Origin of the sequence: Winogradskyella ouciana, assembly GCF_009709615.1 — a bacterium.
Taxonomy (GTDB): Bacteria; Bacteroidota; Bacteroidia; order Flavobacteriales; family Flavobacteriaceae; genus Winogradskyella; species Winogradskyella ouciana.
Map to the genome: position 1 here is coordinate 696,329 of NZ_WJYA01000004.1, position 20,219 is coordinate 716,547.

Annotated in this window: 11 protein-coding genes; 5 read left to right on the forward strand and 6 right to left on the reverse strand. The window is 36.3% G+C overall.

The genetic code is table 11. The features are described 5' to 3' along the window. Positions 1-103 precede the first annotated feature (103 nt). On the forward strand, positions 104-6,220 hold the full coding sequence (locus F1003_RS07060; protein WP_155088500.1) for a LamG-like jellyroll fold domain-containing protein: 6,117 nt from the start codon (positions 104-106) through the stop codon (positions 6,218-6,220). 200 nt (positions 6,221-6,420) lie between these two features. On the opposite strand, the gene F1003_RS07065 is transcribed toward F1003_RS07060, so the two are convergent. Further along, entirely contained in the window at positions 6,421-9,672 is a 3,252-nt protein-coding gene (locus F1003_RS07065) for a S41 family peptidase (protein ID WP_155088501.1), read from the reverse strand. Positions 9,673-9,792: 120 nt separating this feature from the next. Between F1003_RS07065 and era the strand changes: the two genes are divergently transcribed. The 4 genes from era (at position 9,793) to F1003_RS07085 (ending at position 17,404) form a co-directional block, all read left to right on the forward strand. Beyond that, positions 9,793-10,674: a GTPase Era gene (era, locus tag F1003_RS07070; RefSeq protein WP_155088502.1), complete on the forward strand. Its 882-nt coding sequence runs from the start codon at positions 9,793-9,795 to the stop codon at positions 10,672-10,674. An 88-nt stretch (positions 10,675-10,762) separates the two neighbouring features. Then, positions 10,763-12,067, forward strand: a complete 1,305-nt coding sequence (gene der / locus F1003_RS07075) for a ribosome biogenesis GTPase Der (protein WP_155088503.1) — start codon at positions 10,763-10,765, stop codon at positions 12,065-12,067. 70 nt (positions 12,068-12,137) lie between these two features. Further along, positions 12,138-14,519 carry an FIDD domain-containing protein gene (locus tag F1003_RS07080; protein ID WP_235898286.1) on the forward strand — a complete coding sequence of 794 codons (2,382 nt, stop codon included), beginning with the start codon at positions 12,138-12,140 and terminating at the stop codon, positions 14,517-14,519. Between the two features lie 104 nt (positions 14,520-14,623). Then, positions 14,624-17,404: an outer membrane beta-barrel protein gene (locus F1003_RS07085; protein ID WP_155088505.1), complete on the forward strand. Its 2,781-nt coding sequence runs from the start codon at positions 14,624-14,626 to the stop codon at positions 17,402-17,404. Here the strand turns inward: F1003_RS07085 and F1003_RS07090 are convergent. The 5 genes from F1003_RS07090 to F1003_RS07110 all read right to left on the reverse strand — a co-directional run bounded on the left by F1003_RS07090 (position 17,401) and on the right by F1003_RS07110 (position 20,218). Beyond that, entirely contained in the window at positions 17,401-17,898 is a 498-nt protein-coding gene (locus F1003_RS07090; protein WP_155088506.1) for a TPM domain-containing protein, read from the reverse strand. The genes F1003_RS07085 and F1003_RS07090 overlap by 4 nt on opposite strands. 111 nt (positions 17,899-18,009) lie before the next feature. Further along, positions 18,010-18,834: a TPM domain-containing protein gene (locus F1003_RS07095; protein WP_155088507.1), complete on the reverse strand. Its 825-nt coding sequence runs from the start codon at positions 18,832-18,834 to the stop codon at positions 18,010-18,012. Continuing rightward, positions 18,834-19,271 carry a TPM domain-containing protein gene (locus F1003_RS07100; protein WP_155088508.1) on the reverse strand — a complete coding sequence of 146 codons (438 nt, stop codon included), beginning with the start codon at positions 19,269-19,271 and terminating at the stop codon, positions 18,834-18,836. Before F1003_RS07100 ends, F1003_RS07095 begins: the two co-directional genes overlap by 1 nt. Before the next feature lie 8 nt (positions 19,272-19,279). After that, entirely contained in the window at positions 19,280-19,876 is a 597-nt protein-coding gene (locus F1003_RS07105) for a LemA family protein (RefSeq protein ID WP_155088509.1), read from the reverse strand. 12 nt (positions 19,877-19,888) lie between these two features. Further along, positions 19,889-20,218, reverse strand: coding sequence for a MerR family transcriptional regulator (locus tag F1003_RS07110; protein ID WP_155088510.1), 330 nt, complete (start codon positions 20,216-20,218; stop codon positions 19,889-19,891). Between the last annotated feature and the right edge of the window lies 1 nt (position 20,219).

Consider the following 20,219-nt stretch of genomic DNA (forward strand, 5'->3'; position numbering starts at 1 on the left):
TGTCTTGAATTTAAAATATCCAGAGATGGGTATTTCTATTGTATCCTAGTTGTGATACTTTACAAGGCGAGTAAGAATACTAACACTAAATACAAACATATAGATGCTATTAAATACCAACCTTAGGCTAGTCTCACTTCTTATTTTCTGTACAATTTCTTTAACAATCAATTCTCAGGATTGGAATGAAATTTTAAAACAAACCGCTTCTGATGCTGCTGCCGGTGACCAATATGGTATTTCTGTGGCAATGGATGGAAATTATGCCATTGTTGGTGCTTCAACAAGTGACACCAATGGTTCAGATTCAGGTGCAGCTTATATTTTAATAAGGTCATCTGCGGGCAACTGGACAGAACAAGCTAAACTAACCGCATCTGATGCGGCAGCTGGAGATAATTTTGGGTTTTCTGTAAGTGTCAGTGGCAAATATGCCATTGTTGGTGCTTTTGGTAAGGACAGCAATGGAATAGATGCTGGTGCTGCTTATGTTTTCATACGAAATGGTACCACTTGGACGGAAGAAGCTATACTCACAGCTTCTGATGGATCTACTCAAGACCAATTTGGTGTGTCTGTCTCGATAAGTGGAAATTCTGCCGTTATTGGAGCATTTGCAGTAGATGATGTTAACGGCGTCGGTTCTAATTTTGGTGCAGCTTATGTGTTTAATCGATCAGGAACGGTTTGGTCTGAGCAAACCAAATTAACAGCCTCTGATGCTGCACCTACCGATCAATTTGGGTTTTCAGTTGATATTAGCGGAGATTATGTAATTGTAGGTGCGGAAGAAGATGATGATGTATTTACAGATTCTGGCTCTGCCTATATATTTCTGCGCTCAGGTACAAGTTGGAGCGAGCAGGCTAAATTAACAGCTTCAGATGCTGATACGCAAGATAATTTTGGAAGGTCAGTGGCTATTGATGGTATATATGCTATTGTAGGATCCTATCTCGATGATGATGAGCTAGATATTAATAATACAAATTCGGGTTCTGCATATACTTTCGTTAGATCCGGAACTAATTGGTCGGAACAAGACAAGTTAATTCCTTCAAATCCAGAAACTGATGCCTATTTTGGATGGTCTGTAGATATAGATTGTAATTATGCCATTGTTGGCGCTCGGTTAGATGGAGGTGTTACGGAATCTGGCTCTACTTACTTATATGAAAGATCAGGAATTACTTGGGCTGAAATAAACAATTTCATCGCTTCAGATGCCGAACCTGTAGATCGTTTTGGGACTTCTGTTGCGATAGATGGGGCTTATGCTATGGTAGGAGCCACCAACGAAGATGAAGCTGGTAATAATGCTGGTGCATTGTACGTCTTTGAACAAGATCTACCTGTTGATATTCCAAATTGGAATGAAATTATAAATGTTGCTGCAAGTGATCCCGAAGAAAATGCTCAATTTGGTAATACAGTTGCGATAAATGGTGATTATGCAGTTATTGGGGCTTTTCAGGATGATAATACAAATGGCACATTAGCAGGTGCTGCATACGTTTTTGTGAAGTCAGGTTCAAACTGGATTGAGGTAGCAAAATTAATAGCGTCCGATGGATCTGCTAATGATAGATTTGGTGAGTCTGTTGCGATTCAAGATAATCATATTTTTATTGGTTCAAGTTCAAATAATTTTTCAAGTGGAGCAGTATATGTTTTTTCAAATAATGGCAGTAATTGGGTAGAATCTCAAAAACTTCTGGCATCAGATATTGCGAGTGGTGACATTTTTGGTAAAAATATAGACGTTCATAATAATAGATTAATTGTTGGGGCAGTATCTAATGACGATGCGGGAAATAGTTCTGGCTCAGCATATATATATGAATTTGATGGTCTTAATTGGCTTGAAACGATTAAATTATTACCCAATGATGGTCAATCTGGCAATGCGTTTGGAATTGAGGTTGCAATTGAAGAGAATATTGCCTTAGTTGGTGCAATATTAGATAATAATGGAGTCAACAAAGGATCTTTTTATGTGTTTGACTATAGTATGGGTTCATGGAGTCAAACTCAAAAAATAGTTGCTTCAGATGGTGAGTCTGGTGACAATTTTGGAAGGTCAATAAGAATTTCTGGAGAAACGATAGTTGCGGGCGCACTTAATGAAAATACGCTTGGTGATTTTTCTGGGGCGGCTTATGTTTTTAAAAAGGAAAATGGTAATTGGGCTGAGAAGCAAAAATTATTAGCTTCAGATGGTTCATCTTCAGATAGATTTGGCAGAAGAGTTGATATTTATGATGACACTATTGTGATTCCTGCCTTTTTTAATAATACAGTTTATATATACAAAGAGATTGGATCTATTTGGCGAGAAGTTCAACTAATTACTAATCCTAATCCAGGAGCAGGTGGATTTTTTGCTTCTTCTGTAGCTATAGATGGAAACTACATAATCACTGGCGTTTCAGGTGATGATATAGTTACAAATGCAGAAGGTTCTGCCTACTTTTTTCAACAAACCACAATTTTCCCAGATATAGACAACTTACCAGAACTCACAGCGGAATGTGAATTAACACCAACAGCACCAACCGCAAATAGTGGAGCCATTACCGCAACAGCAGATACAACTTTCCCTATTACAGCACAAGGCACAACCGTTGTGACATGGACTTATGATGATGGTAATTGGAATACAGATACACAAACACAGAATGTAATTATTGATGATAACACAGGTCCAAGTATCACCTGCTCAAACATTTCTGTAAACTCATGTACAGAAGTTGACTTGACTATCATGCCACCTGTTGTTTCAGACAATTGTGTATATATTAATAGTGCATTAGATTTTGATGGCTCTAACGATCTTGTGAGCATATCTAATTTTCCTTTTTTAACAGATTTTACATTAGAAGCTTGGGTCAATCCTATCTATATTCCTAACGAAGGCTATCGTTCTATTGTGAGTAAAGGCGCTGTATTTGATGCGAATACTAATTTTGATTTTGGGATTAGAAGAAATTGGCAAACCGGAATTTATACCATGTATTTATATATTCAGAATGGTACTACAATTTCAGGATATGCCTTAGAAATAGATGATCAAGCCAACACTTGGACACATTTAGTCGCCACTTTTGATGATGCCACAAAAACTGTAAAATTATTTCAGGATGGCCAGATTTTAGGTAGCAGTGTATTGTCTGTGTCACCAACCGATGGTGGACAGGATTTAAGAATAGGTCACCCAGCCACTACGGATGGACAAGACGAACCGTTTACAGGACAAATAGATGAGGTGAGAATTTGGAATAGGGTATTATCAGAAACTGAAATTGCAAGTTCTAATAGTAATTTATTATCAGGCTCAGAATCTGGACTAGAAGCCTATTTTAATTTTGATGACGGTACAGGTAGCTCTACACTGACGGATCAATCTCCTAATGGGCGTGATGGTACCTTAACTAATATGGATGTTAATTCCGATTGGATAACATCACTGGCGGGAATTACACCAGTGAGTCTTACAAATAATCTCACAGGTACATCAGATGCATCAGGCACATTTTCTGTTGGTGAAACCGATATAATTTGGACTGCCACTGATGTCAATGGAAATTCTTCAACTTGTACACAGATTATCACCATTTCAGATACGGAAAATCCAGTAATAAATTGTGCTGCCGACGTAGTGGTTGGTAATGATCCTGGAGAATGTTTTGCAACAATAAGTATAGATAGTCCAACGGCTACAGATAATTGCTCGTCAAACAACGATTTTGCATTAAGCTTTGATGGTATTGATGATTACGTATCCTTGACAAAAATAGTTTTAAATACAGGTTTAACTTATCAAGCATGGATTAAGACCAGTAGTACGGCCAATTCTTCAGGTTACGGAGGCAATTCCGCATTAAATATTCTAGGTGATCGTACAAATAATGTTTGGAACTCTTTTGGAATCACTAATGGAATATTAGAATATCATCACTTTACAGGTTCATGGCAAGTAATTTCTGCAAGTCAACCAATAAATGACGATCAATGGCATCATGTAGCCGTGACGCATAATCAATCTACAGATGTGGTTACACTATACATAGATGGAATTGAAGTTAATTCTTCGACAATTGGTTATGCTGATGGTGGAGGTTTTGGTAAAGTAGGAATTGATGCCGTTGGAGGAAGTTTTAGTGCCTCAAATGATGCTGGTGATTTATTTGAGGGTGAACTTGATGAAGTAAGGATTTGGGATAAAGCATTAACAGATGAAGAAATATATAATACCTACAATAAAGCATTAGTAGGGGACGAAATAGGTTTAGTTGTTTATTTTGATTTTGAAGATGGACCTAACAGTACTATACTAACAGATAAAACAAGTAATAACAATACTGGTACTTTAACAAATATGGATGTAAGTAATGACTGGGTTGTCTCAACAGCAATTCCGTCCATTACTCTTACCAATAATTTTAATGCTACCTCAGATGCCTCAGGGCAATATCCTGTAGGAGAAACAGAAATTATATGGACAGCAACAGATGCGAATAACAATTCCAGTACATGTACACAAATGGTTACTGTGAATGGCAGTGGTAGTTTTGAGTTAATATGGAATGGTTCAGTATCTAATGATTGGAGTGACCCAACAAACTGGATACCAAACGAAGTGCCAACTGAGTGTACAGATATTACCATTGAAACAGCACCTAACGCTCCACTGTTAACAGGTGTTACAACCATTAGAGACTTAAATATTAATCCAGGTTCTAGCGTAACAGTACCAATTGGTGCAACCTTAAATGTAAGTGGAGATTTAGAGTTGTTTTCACAGTCAAATTCATTTTCCGGAATTATTACAGAAGGTACTTTATCTGTTTCTGGAAGTGCCAAGTATAATAGATATGTCAATTCTAATGCAAACGGTAAAGACTTAATATCACCACCACTTTCTGGACAATCCTGGACAGATTTTTTAAATTCAGGTACAAATGCAACTGATTTATTAGATGATGGAAATACAAGTCCAACAACGTATTTGTTTGGTCCTTTTGATAAGTCAACAGAGACATACTTAACCTATTCAGATGCTACGGTAGCAACTTTGACAGCAGGAACAGGTTATAGAGCAGCAACAGACAGTGGATCTACATTGACGTTTACAGGAAATGTACCTTCAGGTGATATTTCAGTTAATATTGATTATTCTGGGACCATTTACCCAGATTGGAACCTAATAGGTAATCCATACCCATCCTATATTCATATAGGTGATTTTTTAAATCAAGAAACAGCGACTCCTGGTAAAACCAATATTGATATTTTCTTTCCAAACTCAGGTATTTATGCATATGCTGGTCGTACCACAGCTCCTGATCCAGATGGCCCAGTTTGGGATGTTATTACTGTCGCTAATGCTGGAGGAAGATTGATGGCTCCCGGACAAGCGTTCCTGGTTCCTGCTGATACTGATGATTCTATCACCACTGATCTCCTTTTTAACGAATCTATGCAAAGAGCAGGTTCGGATGATGATTTTATAGCTGGCCGTGACACAAGCAACTTAACATTTTTAGATATTATGATCAGTACCCAAAGTAAATGGTTTAATACGGAGTTTTATTTTAATGACAATGCTAGTCAGGGAGCAGATCATGGCTACGATGCTACACTTCTTGGGAATTTTGCACCTAGTTTTGCTATATATTCACAGTTTGTACAAGATAATACGGGATTACCCATTGCTTTGCAAGCTTTACATCCTAGTGATTTGTCCAATGTTTCTATTCCGCTAGGAGTTAATGCAAATCAAGGTGAGCAATTAACGTTCAGTATCCGAGAAACAACATTGCCTAATACTGTAGAGGTGTATTTAGATGATACTTTAAATAATACCTCGACTTTATTAAATACATCGGACTATATCATAACACCAATCACGGCTTTATCTGGTACCGGACGTTTCTTTTTAAGAATTAGTGAAGATACCCTTTCAACTGTTGATGATAATCTCAATCAAATACATATTTATGCTTTACCTACTTCAAAAGAATTAGTTGTAAGTGGAAAATTAAATGGTGAGACAAAACTTAATCTCTACGATATGCAAGGAAGAAATGTAAAGTCGACTTATTTAGATCATTTCACCCTCGAAAACAGGATTGATATTTCTAATATTAATGCTGGCGTTTATGTGGCTAGTGTGAAAAATGAGAGTCAGCAAAAGTCTCAAATGATAATTTTAAAATAGTTATTCATTTAAGATTTTTATAGATCTACATAATTCAAAGTATAGTATTCCTAACATGGACTTATATGTGATAAAGGCGCAACTTTGTACCTTATAAGTCATCATTTAGATGATCGTTTAAACTCTATTCTTAGTTTATATATCCAAAAAAAGGATTGCCCTAAAGAGCAATCCTTTTTTATCTGATTAGTATTATCTATCTAATTCCTGTTTTCGTAAGCAGGTCTTTTAGGATCTTTAAAATTTGTTTTAAGAAGTTTCATAACTTCTCTAATACCAGCTTCTAACTGTGCATCGGTGCCATTGGCAAGACTTTCAAAATCCTCAATCACTTCAATATCTGGATCCACACCATGACCTTCTTTAAACCATTCACCAGAAGGGTCATACATTCTAAATGTCGGTACAGTAACACGTCCGCCGTCAATGAGCGAAGGAGCTCCAGAAATTCCAATTAAACCACCCCAAGTTCTTGTTCCGATAAGTGGTCCAAGTTCTCGTTTTCTAAAATAATCAGGAAAAGCATCACCACCAGATCCACTAAATCCATTAATTAGCATCACCTTAGCACCAAAATTCCCTGATGGAGGCCATGCCCAATCTTTACCATCCCTTACGGCCCAAAAAGCCAGTGGTTTTCTATCTAGAAGTTCTATAAAACGATCAGGAATCTGTCCACCACTATTAAAACGTTCATCTATAATCATTCCTTCTTTATCCATTTGGGCATAGAACTGTCGCACTAATTCGTTTTGTCCATCAATACCTGTACTGCGCACATAAATGTAGCCAACTTTACCATCAGTGGCTTCATCCACACGCTTTCTATTATTTTCAATCCAAGCCAGATGTCTCAATCGCGTTTCAGAACCTGAAGGTTTCACTATAATATGTTTAGCATCTTTCATAGTTGGGCTACTATTTACGGTTAATTGAACCGCAGTGTTGGCTAAACCTTGTAAGGCCGCCGAGATAGGTTTGGTAATATCTAATGGAGTGCCATTAATAGCCAAAATATAATCACCCTCTTTTATATTTAGACCAGGTTTTGCCAATGGAGATCGTTCTTCTGCGTCCCAGGCTGCTCCTTCAAGAATTTTGCTTATTTGAAATGCTCCATTATTAATTTTAAAATCGGCACCTAAATAACCAACATTCATGCGTTTTGATGATTCGCTGTCACCTCCACCATTGTATGTGTGTGAAGCATTAAGTTCAGCGATAAGATCTCCAATTATAATATTAACATCGTTTCTGGTATTAGCTTGGTCTATAAGTTTTCCATAGCGTGTTCTCATAGTTTGCCAATCTACACCATGCATATTTGGGTCATAGAAAAAGTCGCGTTCAAAGCGCCAAACATCATTATAAATTTGTTTCCATTCTTCTTTTGGAATAACGGTCATGGTCATATCTTCGAGAGGTACAGGCTTTTCAATTTTTTTATTTTCTCCGATATCGATGACAGCTAATTTTGAGTTTTGCATCACCAATAATTTTTCAGCATTGGCTGAAACGAGATAATAAAACACATCAGATATGATGGTTTTTACTTTTCTCTCCTTAAAGTCATAGTAATTTAAAATGGATGAGCCACCTTGTTCAGCACCGGAATTAGGGAATTTGTTAAATAATAATTTACCCTCTACAGCTTGTAAGTTTCCATAATTTCCTGCTGGTATATCTAATAATTCTACTCTGCTTTCAAAGCCATCAAAGTCTATTTTTGTTTCTTTTTCTTCATCTTTAGAATCATCTTTTTTAGATTTATCGTCATCCTTTTTGTCCTTATCTTTTTCTTCTTTCTTAACTTCGAACTTATCATTTTTAACTGTTAATAAGGACTCGGTTGAATTATCTAAGGTTGCAACCGCAAGGTTTGTAGAGTTAGGATAAATGAACGTATTATCCATATCTGAATAAACAGGTTGAAAGGTGCGATTGGTTATAAAGAACAAATGTTTGCCATCTTTACTGAATGCAGGTGAATTATCCGAATAGTAACCCGAAGTTAACTGCTTAGCTGTATCGTTTTTTATGTCATAAACGAAGATGGCTCTTTTTGCTCTATTATCAGTACCTCTGGAATATGCAAAATAGTTGCTGTCTGGTGACCAGGTTACTGAAAAGTTGTCCAATGCTCCTTGAAACATATACTTTCCTTTGTCAACGGTAGTTGTTTTACCACTTTCAATATCGATATACTTAATATTCATGGCTTGATCTACAAAGGCAACTTTTTTGCTGTCTGGTGACCAGTAAATATTATAATAAAAACCGTTTTTATGCTTTGTAATTTTCTTGGGTTTATCATTACCTTCCATATCAGATAAGTAGAGTTGATATTCACCATCTGCATCACTCCAATACGCCAAATGCTTACCATCTGGAGACCAAGAAGGGCTGCGTTCTGCGACTCCAGAAGTATTTGAAATGTTAGATATAAAGCCTTCTGTAGCTGGTAGGTTAAACAACTCCCCTCTTGCTTGTACTACAATGCGATTACCATCTGGACTTATTGTAGCATCTTGGAGAAAATCTGATACTTTTTTTATTTCTGGAATTAATTCTTTTTGATCAGAAATAATTTTAATATCCACCTCATTGGTTGTTCCTGAAGCGATGTTGTATAAATATAGACTGCCTCCAGCTTCAAAAACGATATCAGTTTTTCCACTTTCTGGAAATGTGATGTCGTAGTCTTTAAATTGCGTTAATTGCGTATTTGTTTTCGTATTTGAGTCATACTTCCAAAGGTTGTTTCTCTTGTTCGGTCCATTATCAGACATGTAATAAATGGTTTCGCCAACCCACATTGGTAACTCATCATTTGCCGTGTTCGAGGTAATGTTTTCTGTATTATAAGTTTTGAGGTCAAAAATTAAAATATCAGGTGCAGTTCCACCACGATAGCGTTTCCAATTTCGTGAAACTCTAGATCGGTCTGTGTAGGCTATTTTGTTACCATCTGACGAAAAAGAGGCATACTCGCCATAAGGCACGCTCAATTTTTCAGGAGAACCACCATCAACAGAAACTGTGTAAAATTGATTGTAACGTTGTCTACCACTCTCTCTAGAAGAAGCAAAAAGCACTGATTTTCCGTCTGGTGTCCAACCCAAAACTCTATCGTTCATGCCATGATAGGTGAGTCGTTTTGGTATACCACCGTTGACGTTTATAACATACACATCAAAATTTCCATTATAATTCGCGGTATAGGCAATCATTTTGCCATCAGGTGAAAATCGTGGAAAGCTTTCTGCGCCTGCTGGTGAGCTTAATCTATTTGCTATACCGCCAGATTTTGATGCTATCCAAACATCATCACCATAAGTAAAAGTAATGTGTGTATCTGAAACATCTGGATATTGCATTAATTTTCCACTAATCTGTGCAGGTAGTGAAATAATACACAATACCATAATTAAAGTAAAAAGTGATTTTTTCATCGTATTTGATTGATTTTGGTTAATATGTCTGTAAGTTACTAAAACTCTTTGAGTTTAGTTATAAAGATTCTATATAGTTGAAACGATTTTTAACCTTAACTTTGCATCAAAATAATTAGAATGCACAAAGCGGGTTTTGTAAATATTATCGGTAATCCAAATGTGGGTAAGTCCACATTAATGAATGCGTTTATTGGTGAAAAACTATCAATAATCACTTCAAAAGCTCAAACGACTAGACATAGAATTCTCGGTATTGTAAACGGTGAAGACTTTCAAGTGATATTGAGTGATACACCAGGAATCATTAAACCAGCATACGAGTTGCAAGAATCTATGATGGATTTTGTAAAGACTGCTTTCGATGACGCTGATGTTCTCATTTATATGGTTGAAATAGGAGAGAAGGATTTAAAAGATGAAGCGTTCTTTAATAAAATAACGAATTCAAAGATTCCTGTTTTATTACTGTTGAACAAGATTGATAAATCCAATCAGGAACAGATGGAGGAGCAATCAGAACTATGGCAAAACAAAGTGCCGAATGCTGAGTTTTTCCCGATCTCTGCAACTGAAGGCTTCAATGTTCAGAATGTATTCAACAGAATTATAGAATTGCTTCCAGAATCTCCACCATTTTACCCTAAAGACCAATTAACGGATAAGCCAGAACGCTTTTTTGTTAATGAAGCTATTCGCGAAAAAATCTTGATGCATTACAAAAAGGAAATTCCGTATGCGGTTGAGGTTGATACTGAAGAATTTTTTGAAGAGGAAGATATTATAAGAATGCGCTCAGTGATTATGGTAGAGCGAGAGACCCAAAAAGGTATTATCATTGGTCATAAAGGAGCAGCAATAAAACGAGTTGGTGTAGAAGCCAGAAAGGATCTGGAAAAGTTTTTCGGAAAACAGGTCCACTTGGAATTGTATGTGAAAGTGAACAAAAACTGGAGAAGTGACCAAAGGCAACTAAAACGTTTTGGTTACAATCAGAAATAACCTTATAAATTCCAAATCGTATATCTAAAATTAAACCCTACCTTTGCAATCGCTTACAGGATATGTAAAGCAGATTAAATCGAAACCTATGGGAAATATAGTTGCAGTTGTTGGAAGACCCAACGTCGGAAAATCCACTTTTTTTAATCGCTTGATTAAAAGGCGCGAAGCTATTGTAGATGCCGTTAGTGGTGTTACGAGAGATCGTCATTACGGAAAAACCGATTGGAATGGTCGAGAGTTTTCCATAATTGATACAGGTGGTTATGTGGTTGGTAGCGACGATGTTTTTGAAGCTGAAATTGACAAACAAGTAGAACTCGCCATTGACGAAGCCGATGCCATAATTTTTATGGTAGATGTTGAAACTGGTGTTACAGGTATGGACGAGGATGTGGCTAACCTTCTCAGAAAAGTAGATAAGCCTGTTTTTCTCGCGGTCAATAAAGTAGATAATAACAAAAGAGCTGCAGATGCTGTAGAATTCTATGCCTTAGGTTTAGGTGATTATTTCACCATTGCCAGTATTAACGGAAGTGGTACAGGTGACTTATTGGATGCTGTTGTTGAAGCCTTACCAGAAAAAGAAGATACAGACGAAGAAGAACTACCTCGATTTGCAGTAGTTGGTCGACCAAATGCAGGAAAATCTTCATTTATAAATGCATTAATAGGTGAGGAGCGATATATCGTAACAGATATTGCAGGTACCACAAGAGATTCCATAGATACCAAATACAACCGTTTTGGTTTTGAATTTAATTTGGTAGATACTGCAGGTATCAGACGAAAATCAAAAGTAAAAGAAGACTTAGAATTCTATTCTGTAATGCGAAGCGTAAGAGCTATAGAGCATTGCGATGTTTGCTTGTTGGTCTTGGATGCCACTCGTGGATTTGATGGTCAGGTTCAAAATATATTCTGGTTAGCAGAGCGCAATAGAAAAGGAATTGTGATTTTGGTAAACAAATGGGACCTGGTTGAAAAAGACACTAAAACTTCCAAAGAATTTGAGCAACATATTAGAGAAGAAATCGCACCATTTACCGATGTGCCTATTGTGTTTATCTCAGTCTTAAATAAACAACGAATTTTTAAAGCCATAGAAACAGCAGTTGAGGTCTATAAGAATAGAACAAAACGCATAAAGACTAGTGTGCTTAATGATGTTTTACTTCCAATTATAGAACATAATCCTCCACCAGCTTACAAAGGGAAGTATGTTAAGATAAAATACATTATGCAATTGCCAACTCCGCAACCGCAATTCGCTTTTTTCTGTAATCTACCTCAGTATGTAAAAGAACCATATAAGCGTTTTTTAGAGAACCAATTGAGAGATCATTTTGATTTTAATGGAGTTCCTGTAAGCGTGTACATGCGCAAAAAATAGTAACTTAGCTTTTGCTATGTTGAGATTAGGGCTACATAAAATTTGTTTGGTCTTTATAATATTGAGTCCAATGCTCTGGGCTCAAAATCCTCCAAATATAACAGCTACTGGAAACCAATTCTATTGTGGTGAAACACCTATGCCCATTGTAACAGATGTCTCCATTTACGGAGGTTCAGGTGATGACGTACTGGATGAGGTTTTTGTTCAAATAGCTACTGGATACACCTTGGGCAGTGATGTGTTATCATTAACTGGTATACACCCTAATATAACAGCATCTTGGTCTATCGGTGAAGGCTTGTTGACTTTAACTGGTCCTGCAAGTTTTACTGAATTTGAAAATGCTATTTTAGATATTCAATTTCAGACTTCCGAGAATAATTTTACACAAGATAAATTCTTTTCTATTAACCTAGGCAACGCCAACTTTTTACCTGCAACAGGCCATTATTATTTATATGTTGCCGAAGAAGGTATAACTTGGACAGAGGCAAAAACTGCAGCATCCGAATTAACTTTTTTTGGTCTACAAGGGTATTTGGCTACAATTACTACCGAAGAAGAGGTGCAGTTAACAGGAGAACAAGCTGAAGGAACTGGTTGGATAGGTGGATCAGATCAGGCGACAGAAGGAGTCTGGAGGTGGGAAACAGGACCAGAAGCCGGACAGATATTTTGGAATGGTGCAGTTAATGGGAGTGCACCTGATGGTATGTTTGCCTTTTGGAATAATGGTGAACCTAACAATATAGGTGATGAGGATTATGCACATGTCACTGACCCAAGTGTCGGTATCTTGGGATCTTGGAACGATTTACAAGTTCAAGGCGATGCAGTAGGAAGTCCGTACCATCCTCAAGGATATATTGTAGAATTTGGTGGTATGGACGGTGATCCAAATATTGAAGTTTCAGCGAGCTCTGTTATTATAATGCCAAAAACAGAAGTAGTCACAAATAGCCTTTGTGATGAGGGATTGTCACAAATCAATTTAACTACTAATGCAGATGAAGTGTATTGGTATGCAGCGGAAACTTCTACTGAGATAATTAATACAGGTCTCAGTTTTGAGGATTATATTGACGCAAACACAACCTATTATTTATTACCCTTATTTAATGGTTGTTCCGATGGAAATAGAATTCCTGTAACGGTTAATGTCTATGCCTCACCAATTGCAAATGATATTACGATTATTCAATGTGATGATGAAGTTATTGACGGAATTTCAAGCTTCAACCTTTATAACTATACAGATGATATTGTAAGAAATGAGCAAGGGCAGGTTGTGCCGATTTGGGATATCTATTTTTTTGAAGATGCCATGCTACAGAACCAGATAGATGGAAATAACTATATAAATACATCAAACTATCAAATTATTTATGCTCAGGTCTATGATGAGTTTACGGATTGCTTCTCGATATCCGAGGTCACTTTACAAGTCAATATACCACAACAGTTTGCAGCAAGTTTAGAAGTCTGTGATGATTTCATTGAAGATGGCTTTGCATTTTTCAATCTCACCGAAGCTGATTCTCAAATATTGGAAAATTCTCCTGTAAATGCGTCCTTGGGTTACTATGTAACATATAATGACGCCTTATTAAGGGTGAATGAAATCACAGAAAACTATTTTAATGAAGTCGCTTACAATCAAACGGTGTATGCCAGAGTTGATATAGATGAAACATGTTATGCTATTAACGAATTTAATTTAACTGTTAAAGACTTACCCAATGTTACTCAGTATGAAGAAGTGTATTATTGCCTAAACATCTATCCAGAAACCATCACTTTAGAAGGAGGCATTATTGGAGACATTCCAAACAATTATGCTTACGACTGGTCAACAGGTGAAACCACAATTAATATTGAGGTCAACGAAACAGGGACTTACGAAGTGTTTGTAACAAAACCAGCAGGTTGTACCAATAGAAGAACTATTGTGGTGCTTCCATCGAGTACTGCAGTAATTGAAACCATTGAAGTTACCGATATATCAGAAAATAATATGATAACTGTTTTGGTATCAGGTGATGGTGACTATGTTTATGCACTAGATGATGAAAATGGTGTTTATCAAGAATCCAATAGTTTTGAAAATGTTTCGGCAGGTATTCACACGGTTTATGTTAAAGATATAAAAGCAGATTGCGGCATAGTTTCCGACGATATTTCTGTTTTAGGTTTTCCAAAGTTTTTCACTCCAAATGCAGACGGAAAAAACGATTTTTGGGAAATTAAAGGCTTTTCAACACAGTTTCCAGTGACTGCCAGTGTAGAGGTTTTTAATCGTTATGGTAAAATGATTACGATACTAGATAAAGACAATCCCAAATGGGATGGTAAATATAATGGTTTGTTATTGCCAACTGATGATTATTGGTTTGTTGCAAAATTGGCCGATGGTAGAACATTTAAAGGTCACTTCACCTTAAAGAACTAATTGAAACTTTATATTTCTTTTAAGAAAATTCATACGATTTATTGCTTTCTTGCGTTTTTGAATTTAGCTATTATTTAAAACCATCAATCAATCAATCAATCACTATGAAAAAACTATGTTTAGTTTTTGCATTACTTATTACAGTATATTCTTTCTCTCAAGAAAAATCATTTGAAATCACAGGAAAACTCATGGCTGAGGATACTGAAAGTCCTGTTGAGTCAGCAACAATTTACTTAGAACGTGTTAAGGATAGTAGTGTTGTAACATATACCATTTCAGACAAAGAAGGAAAGTTTAAATTAGAAGGTACAGCCTATGCAGATAGCTTAAATTTCTATGTGTCTTATGTGGGTTACAGTACTTACTATAAAAAAGTGTTAATCGATAAGGAAAAAATTAATCTTAAAACGATTACCATGCAAGTAGATAATAGACTCGATGAAGTTCTTGTAAAATCTACTGCACCTATCACGGTTAAACAAGATACACTAGAGTTTAATGTAAAATCATTTAAAACAAAAAAGGATGCCAATGTTGAGGATTTGCTCAAGCAATTACCTGGTGTTGAGGTAGATGAGCAAGGTAATATTACGGTTAATGGCAAGCCTGTGAACAAAATCTTGGTGAATGGTAAACCGTTTTTTGGAAACGATCCTACCATAACCACTAAAAACCTGACTAAAGATATTATTGAAAAAATTCAGATTGTGGATACCAAAACCAAATCTGAAGCTTTTTCTGGTGAGGCTGGTGACCAAGAAAATAAAACCATTAATCTTACCATTAAAGAAGAAAATAACAAAGGTGTTTTTGGACGTGTTTCAGCTGGAGCTGGTACGGACGAGCGCTATGAATATGCAGGTATGCTTAACTTTTTTGATAATGACAGGCGTATTAGCATACTTGCAGGAGGTAACAATATTAATTCTCCAGGTTTTAGTTTTGGTGAAATTTCTAAAATGTTTGGAACAGGAGGCGGAATTTCATTTAACAGTAACGGGACGTTTGCGGTTGGTGGTCGTTCATTTGGTGGAGGGCAAGGTATTACAACTTCGCGGAGTACAGGTTTAAATTACGCAGATGTTATAGGCGAAACCATAGATATTTCCACAGATTATTTTAATTCTTCAAGTAATTCGGAAAACGAAACATCATCAGAGCGTGAAACCATTTTGGCGGATTCGAGATTTTTTACAAACTCCAATTCCAGATCTATCAGTGATACAGACAGTCACTCAGCTAACCTCGAATTTGAAATAGAAACAGATTCTACATTTCAACTTAATATAGAACCGTCTTTTAGTTATTCTAAATCAAAAACGTTTTATGATAGCAACGATGAAACCCTTGATGAAGATATGGTATTGACCAACCAATCTTCTGTAAATTCTGAAGTAGAACGTTACGCACGGGAATTTTCTACAGATTTATCTGCAACAAAACGATTTGGAAGTAAAGGTGCTTTTGTTAGGGCCGAATTATCGACCAATGTAAGCAAGCAAGAAAGTGATGATTTTTTAAACTCTGTCGCTGAAATTTTTGGTACGGAACCAGAAACCATAGTTAGGGATCAGTTCACAGATGGTTTTAATGATAGCTATGGGTTTTCTACAGAACTTACTTATAGATTACCGATAATCGAAAAGAAATTTTTCCTGAATTTTGAATATCGATACTCTAGGGATAAAGACAGAAATAGAGAAAGTACTTTTGATTTTGATGACAACACCCAAGGCTTCACGAATTTTAATACGGAATTAAGTACAGATTTTGAATATACCGACTCTAGGAGTGTGCCTAATTTTGGCGCTACTTTTAGAGGTGAAAAACTATACACACGTTTCGATATAGGTTATAACATTCGTACGCTAGAAAATAACGATTTATTACGTCCGCAGTTTAATGTAGAGCGTCAATTTAAAAATATTGAAGCGAGTTATAGGGTAAATTATAGGTTTAGTCCTAAATCATCAATTTACGGAAGTTATTGGTTGCGAAATAATCCTCCAGCATTAAGACAACTACAGGCGTTTACGGATGTATCCAACCCGTTAAGTGTTATCATTGGTAACCCAAACTTAGAGCCTTCTAATCGCCATAGTTTTTATGCTGGCTATAATGGCTTCGATTGGCAAAAGCGAACCGGTTTTTATGCCAATATTAATGCGAGTTTTACGGATAATCAAGTGGTTTCTAAATCTGTGGTAGATCCAGAAACATTGGTTAGGACAACTACATACGAAAACGTAGATGGTAATTATAATTATGGTATTTCGGGTAATTACAGCAAGGAAATAAGGATAGATACTTTAAAAAAGGTAAAGTTTAATTTAAGAGCTCGATTTAACCGAAGTAGAAACATCAACTTTAATAACGACGTGCAATATGCCAGCACTGTAAATACCATTTCACCTCGTCTTGGTGTTGATTTTTACTGGGAAAAAGTCATGGAGATAAGACCGTTTTACGAACTCAATATTTCTAACAATGCCTACGATATTGATGCGTTTGAAGACATTAATTTTATAAGTCATAATGCTGGGTTGAGAACGGCGACTTTTTTACCCAAAAAGTTTGAATGGCGAAATGACATCAACTTTAATTACAACCCTAATGTAGCAGAAGGCTTTCAGAAAAGTGCTTGGTTTTGGAATTCTACATTAACTTACAGTTTGCTAAAGGATAAAGGGTTGATCACTTTAAAAGTGTACGATCTGCTCAACCAAAACACCAATGCAAGACGTATAGCCACGCAAGATTATATTCAAGATTCCCAAAGTACCGTTTTAAGACAATACTTTATGCTTGGCTTTAGCTATAAATTCAATAGTCTAGGAAGTAAAGGTGAAGTAGGTAAGGATAGTTTTTTCTTTTTAGATTAGTCCCAAAGAAGAAATAAAGAATCTAGAGCTTTACTAACACCCTCATAATACATTTCAGATTTAAATTCTGGCACTATAATGTTGTCAATAATCATTTGGCATTCATAGTCAGAAATGGTTTTTTCCATCCCAAAGCCAGTGGAAATGGCAATTTTTCGATCATTCTTAGATATTGTGATCAATAAGCCATTGTTTTTTTCTTTGGTGCCGATTCCCCAAGATTCTGCTACCTGAGTACCAAAGTATAGTATATCTTCATTTTTTGGAATAGAATCAACAGTTAAAACCGCAGTTTGATTTGTGGTTTGTTTTTCAAAATCCAGAATTTTTTGAGTTAATGAATCGCGCTCAGACTGCGTAAATAAATTTGAAGTGTCATAGACAACACTCTGGTTTACATTTTCAGGAATATAAGAGGAAACAGTAGTGTTCTTGTTATCCTTACACCCAAAAAGGATAATAAAAGCAACAATTAGGTACGGTACTTTTTTCATCTCAAAACGTTTAATTCAGGAAACGGGTTTAGATAACGGCTAACTGCCTACTGAGTACTGATAATTGCAAATTTTTCCCCTTAGGGGAAATGTCCGCAGGACAATAGGGACTTACCATCCACCAGAAGCTCCACCACCGCCAAAGCTACCGCCTCCGAAGCCTCCGCCAAATCCGCCTCCGCCAAAGCTGCCGCCTGATGACCCACCACCAAAGATACCACCAGAGGATGAGCCTCTAGAATAACTTCCACGACCCATATTACTTAAAATAATAGCTTCTAAGATACTTCTAGCATCATCATCGTTTCTGTTACCTCTATTGCCACCACGGCCACCACCACGAGTTTTGGATATAGCTATGATAAATATGATGAATATTACAAATAAGATAAAGAATACTGCAAAAGGGAATTCGCTGCTGTTGCTTTGTCTTGTACTTTGATATTCGCCATTCATTACTTCAAAAATGGCATCTGTAGCTCTGTTTAATCCACCATAATAATCGTTGCGTTTAAAATATGGGATTACATCTCTATCAATGATTCGCTTACTTAGGGCGTCTGTCAATAAATGTTCAACGCCTTTACCAGTATTGATTCCGATTTTACGATCGTCCTTGGCTAAAAGTATAAGAATACCGTTGTCTTCTTTTTCTTGGCCAATTCCCCATTTTTCGCCCCATTGTGCTCCGAGATAATTGATATATTCACCTTCGGTGGAGCTTATTATGGCTATAACAATTTGTGTAGAGGTTGTATCTGAATATCGAATCAATTTTTCTTCTAAACTGCTTTTTTGAGATGGAGTTAGAAGATTGATATCATCATCATAGACACTAGTATGAAATTCTGGCACAGGTGGAATCTCATATTGTGCATAAACACTAAAAACACTAGCTAGACAGAGAAAAAAAACGATATATCTTAATGTTTGCATTAGCCTTTAGAGATTGTATTATCGAGTTCATTTCTATCTCCATGCTCCCAAGGAAAATGTTTTGAAAGCACTTTACCAGCCTCATGGATACCATCAATAATACCTTGCTTAAAATTCCCTGATTTGAACTGTGACGAGATTTTGTCGCGAGTAGAGTTCCAAAAATCAGAACCAACTACATTGTTGATGCCTTGATCGCCAAAAATCACAAAGGCTTTATTATCAACAGCCACATAAATGAGCACTCCGTTTTGCTGCCTGGTGTTATCCATTTTTAAAATATGGAAAACCTCCAAGGCACGTTCGTACACATCAATATCACATTTCTGTTCTAAGTGTACACGGATTTCACCTGAGGTCTCACGTTCAGCAACTCGAATAGCTTCAATGATTTCCTCTTCTTCTTTTGTAGTTAGGAAATCTTCAATATATGGCATAGGGTTTTTTAATTAAAATCGAATTCTACGTCAACAGGTTTTTCTGCTCCAGCTTCGGCTTCATAATATCCCATTTCATCAAAACCTAGAATACCAGCAATGATTTTATTTGGGAACGTTCTAACATGATTATTATAAGGTTCAACCGATTCATTAAATCGATCTCTAGCTACGTTAATTCGGTTTTCTGTACCTTCCAATTGACTTTGAAGTTCAACAAAATTTTGGTTAGCTTTTAAATCTGGGTAGCGTTCAACAGTAACTAATAATCTAGATAGAGCACTACTTAATCCACTTTGGGCTTGTTGAAATCTTGCTAAATTTTCTGGACTTAAATCTTCTGCATTATTGATATTAATTTCTGGCTTAGATGCTTCTGCCCGAGCTTTTATAACGGCTTCTAAGGTACTCTTTTCAAAATCTGCAGCACCTTGTACAGTTTTAACTAAGTTTCCGATAAGATCATTACGTCGTTGATAGCTGCTTTCAACATTAGACCAAGATTTTTTTGCAGATTCTTCAAGTTTTACAGCTGTATTGTTCACATTCATTCCCCAAAATGCAATGATTACTACTAGCACTAATGGAATTATCCATTTTTTCATAATTAGTGAGTTTTAAAGTTGATTTTTTATTTTGATGAGCTGAGCCTTAATGTCTTCTAGCTTTTCAATGATTTCAAATTTTTCGAGCGCTTGCTTCTTTTCTTCTTTGAGATGAATTTTTGCTCCCTCTAAAGTAAAACCTCTTTCCTTTACCAGATGGTAGATAAACTTTAAATTTTTAATATCCTCTGGAGTGAATTTTCGGTTACCCTTGGCATTTTTCTTTGGTTTTATAACATCAAATTCCTTTTCCCAAAAGCGGATTAAAGATGCATTGACATTAAATGCTTTGGCAACTTCACCAATACCGTAATAACGTTTTTCTGGTAATTCTATATGCATC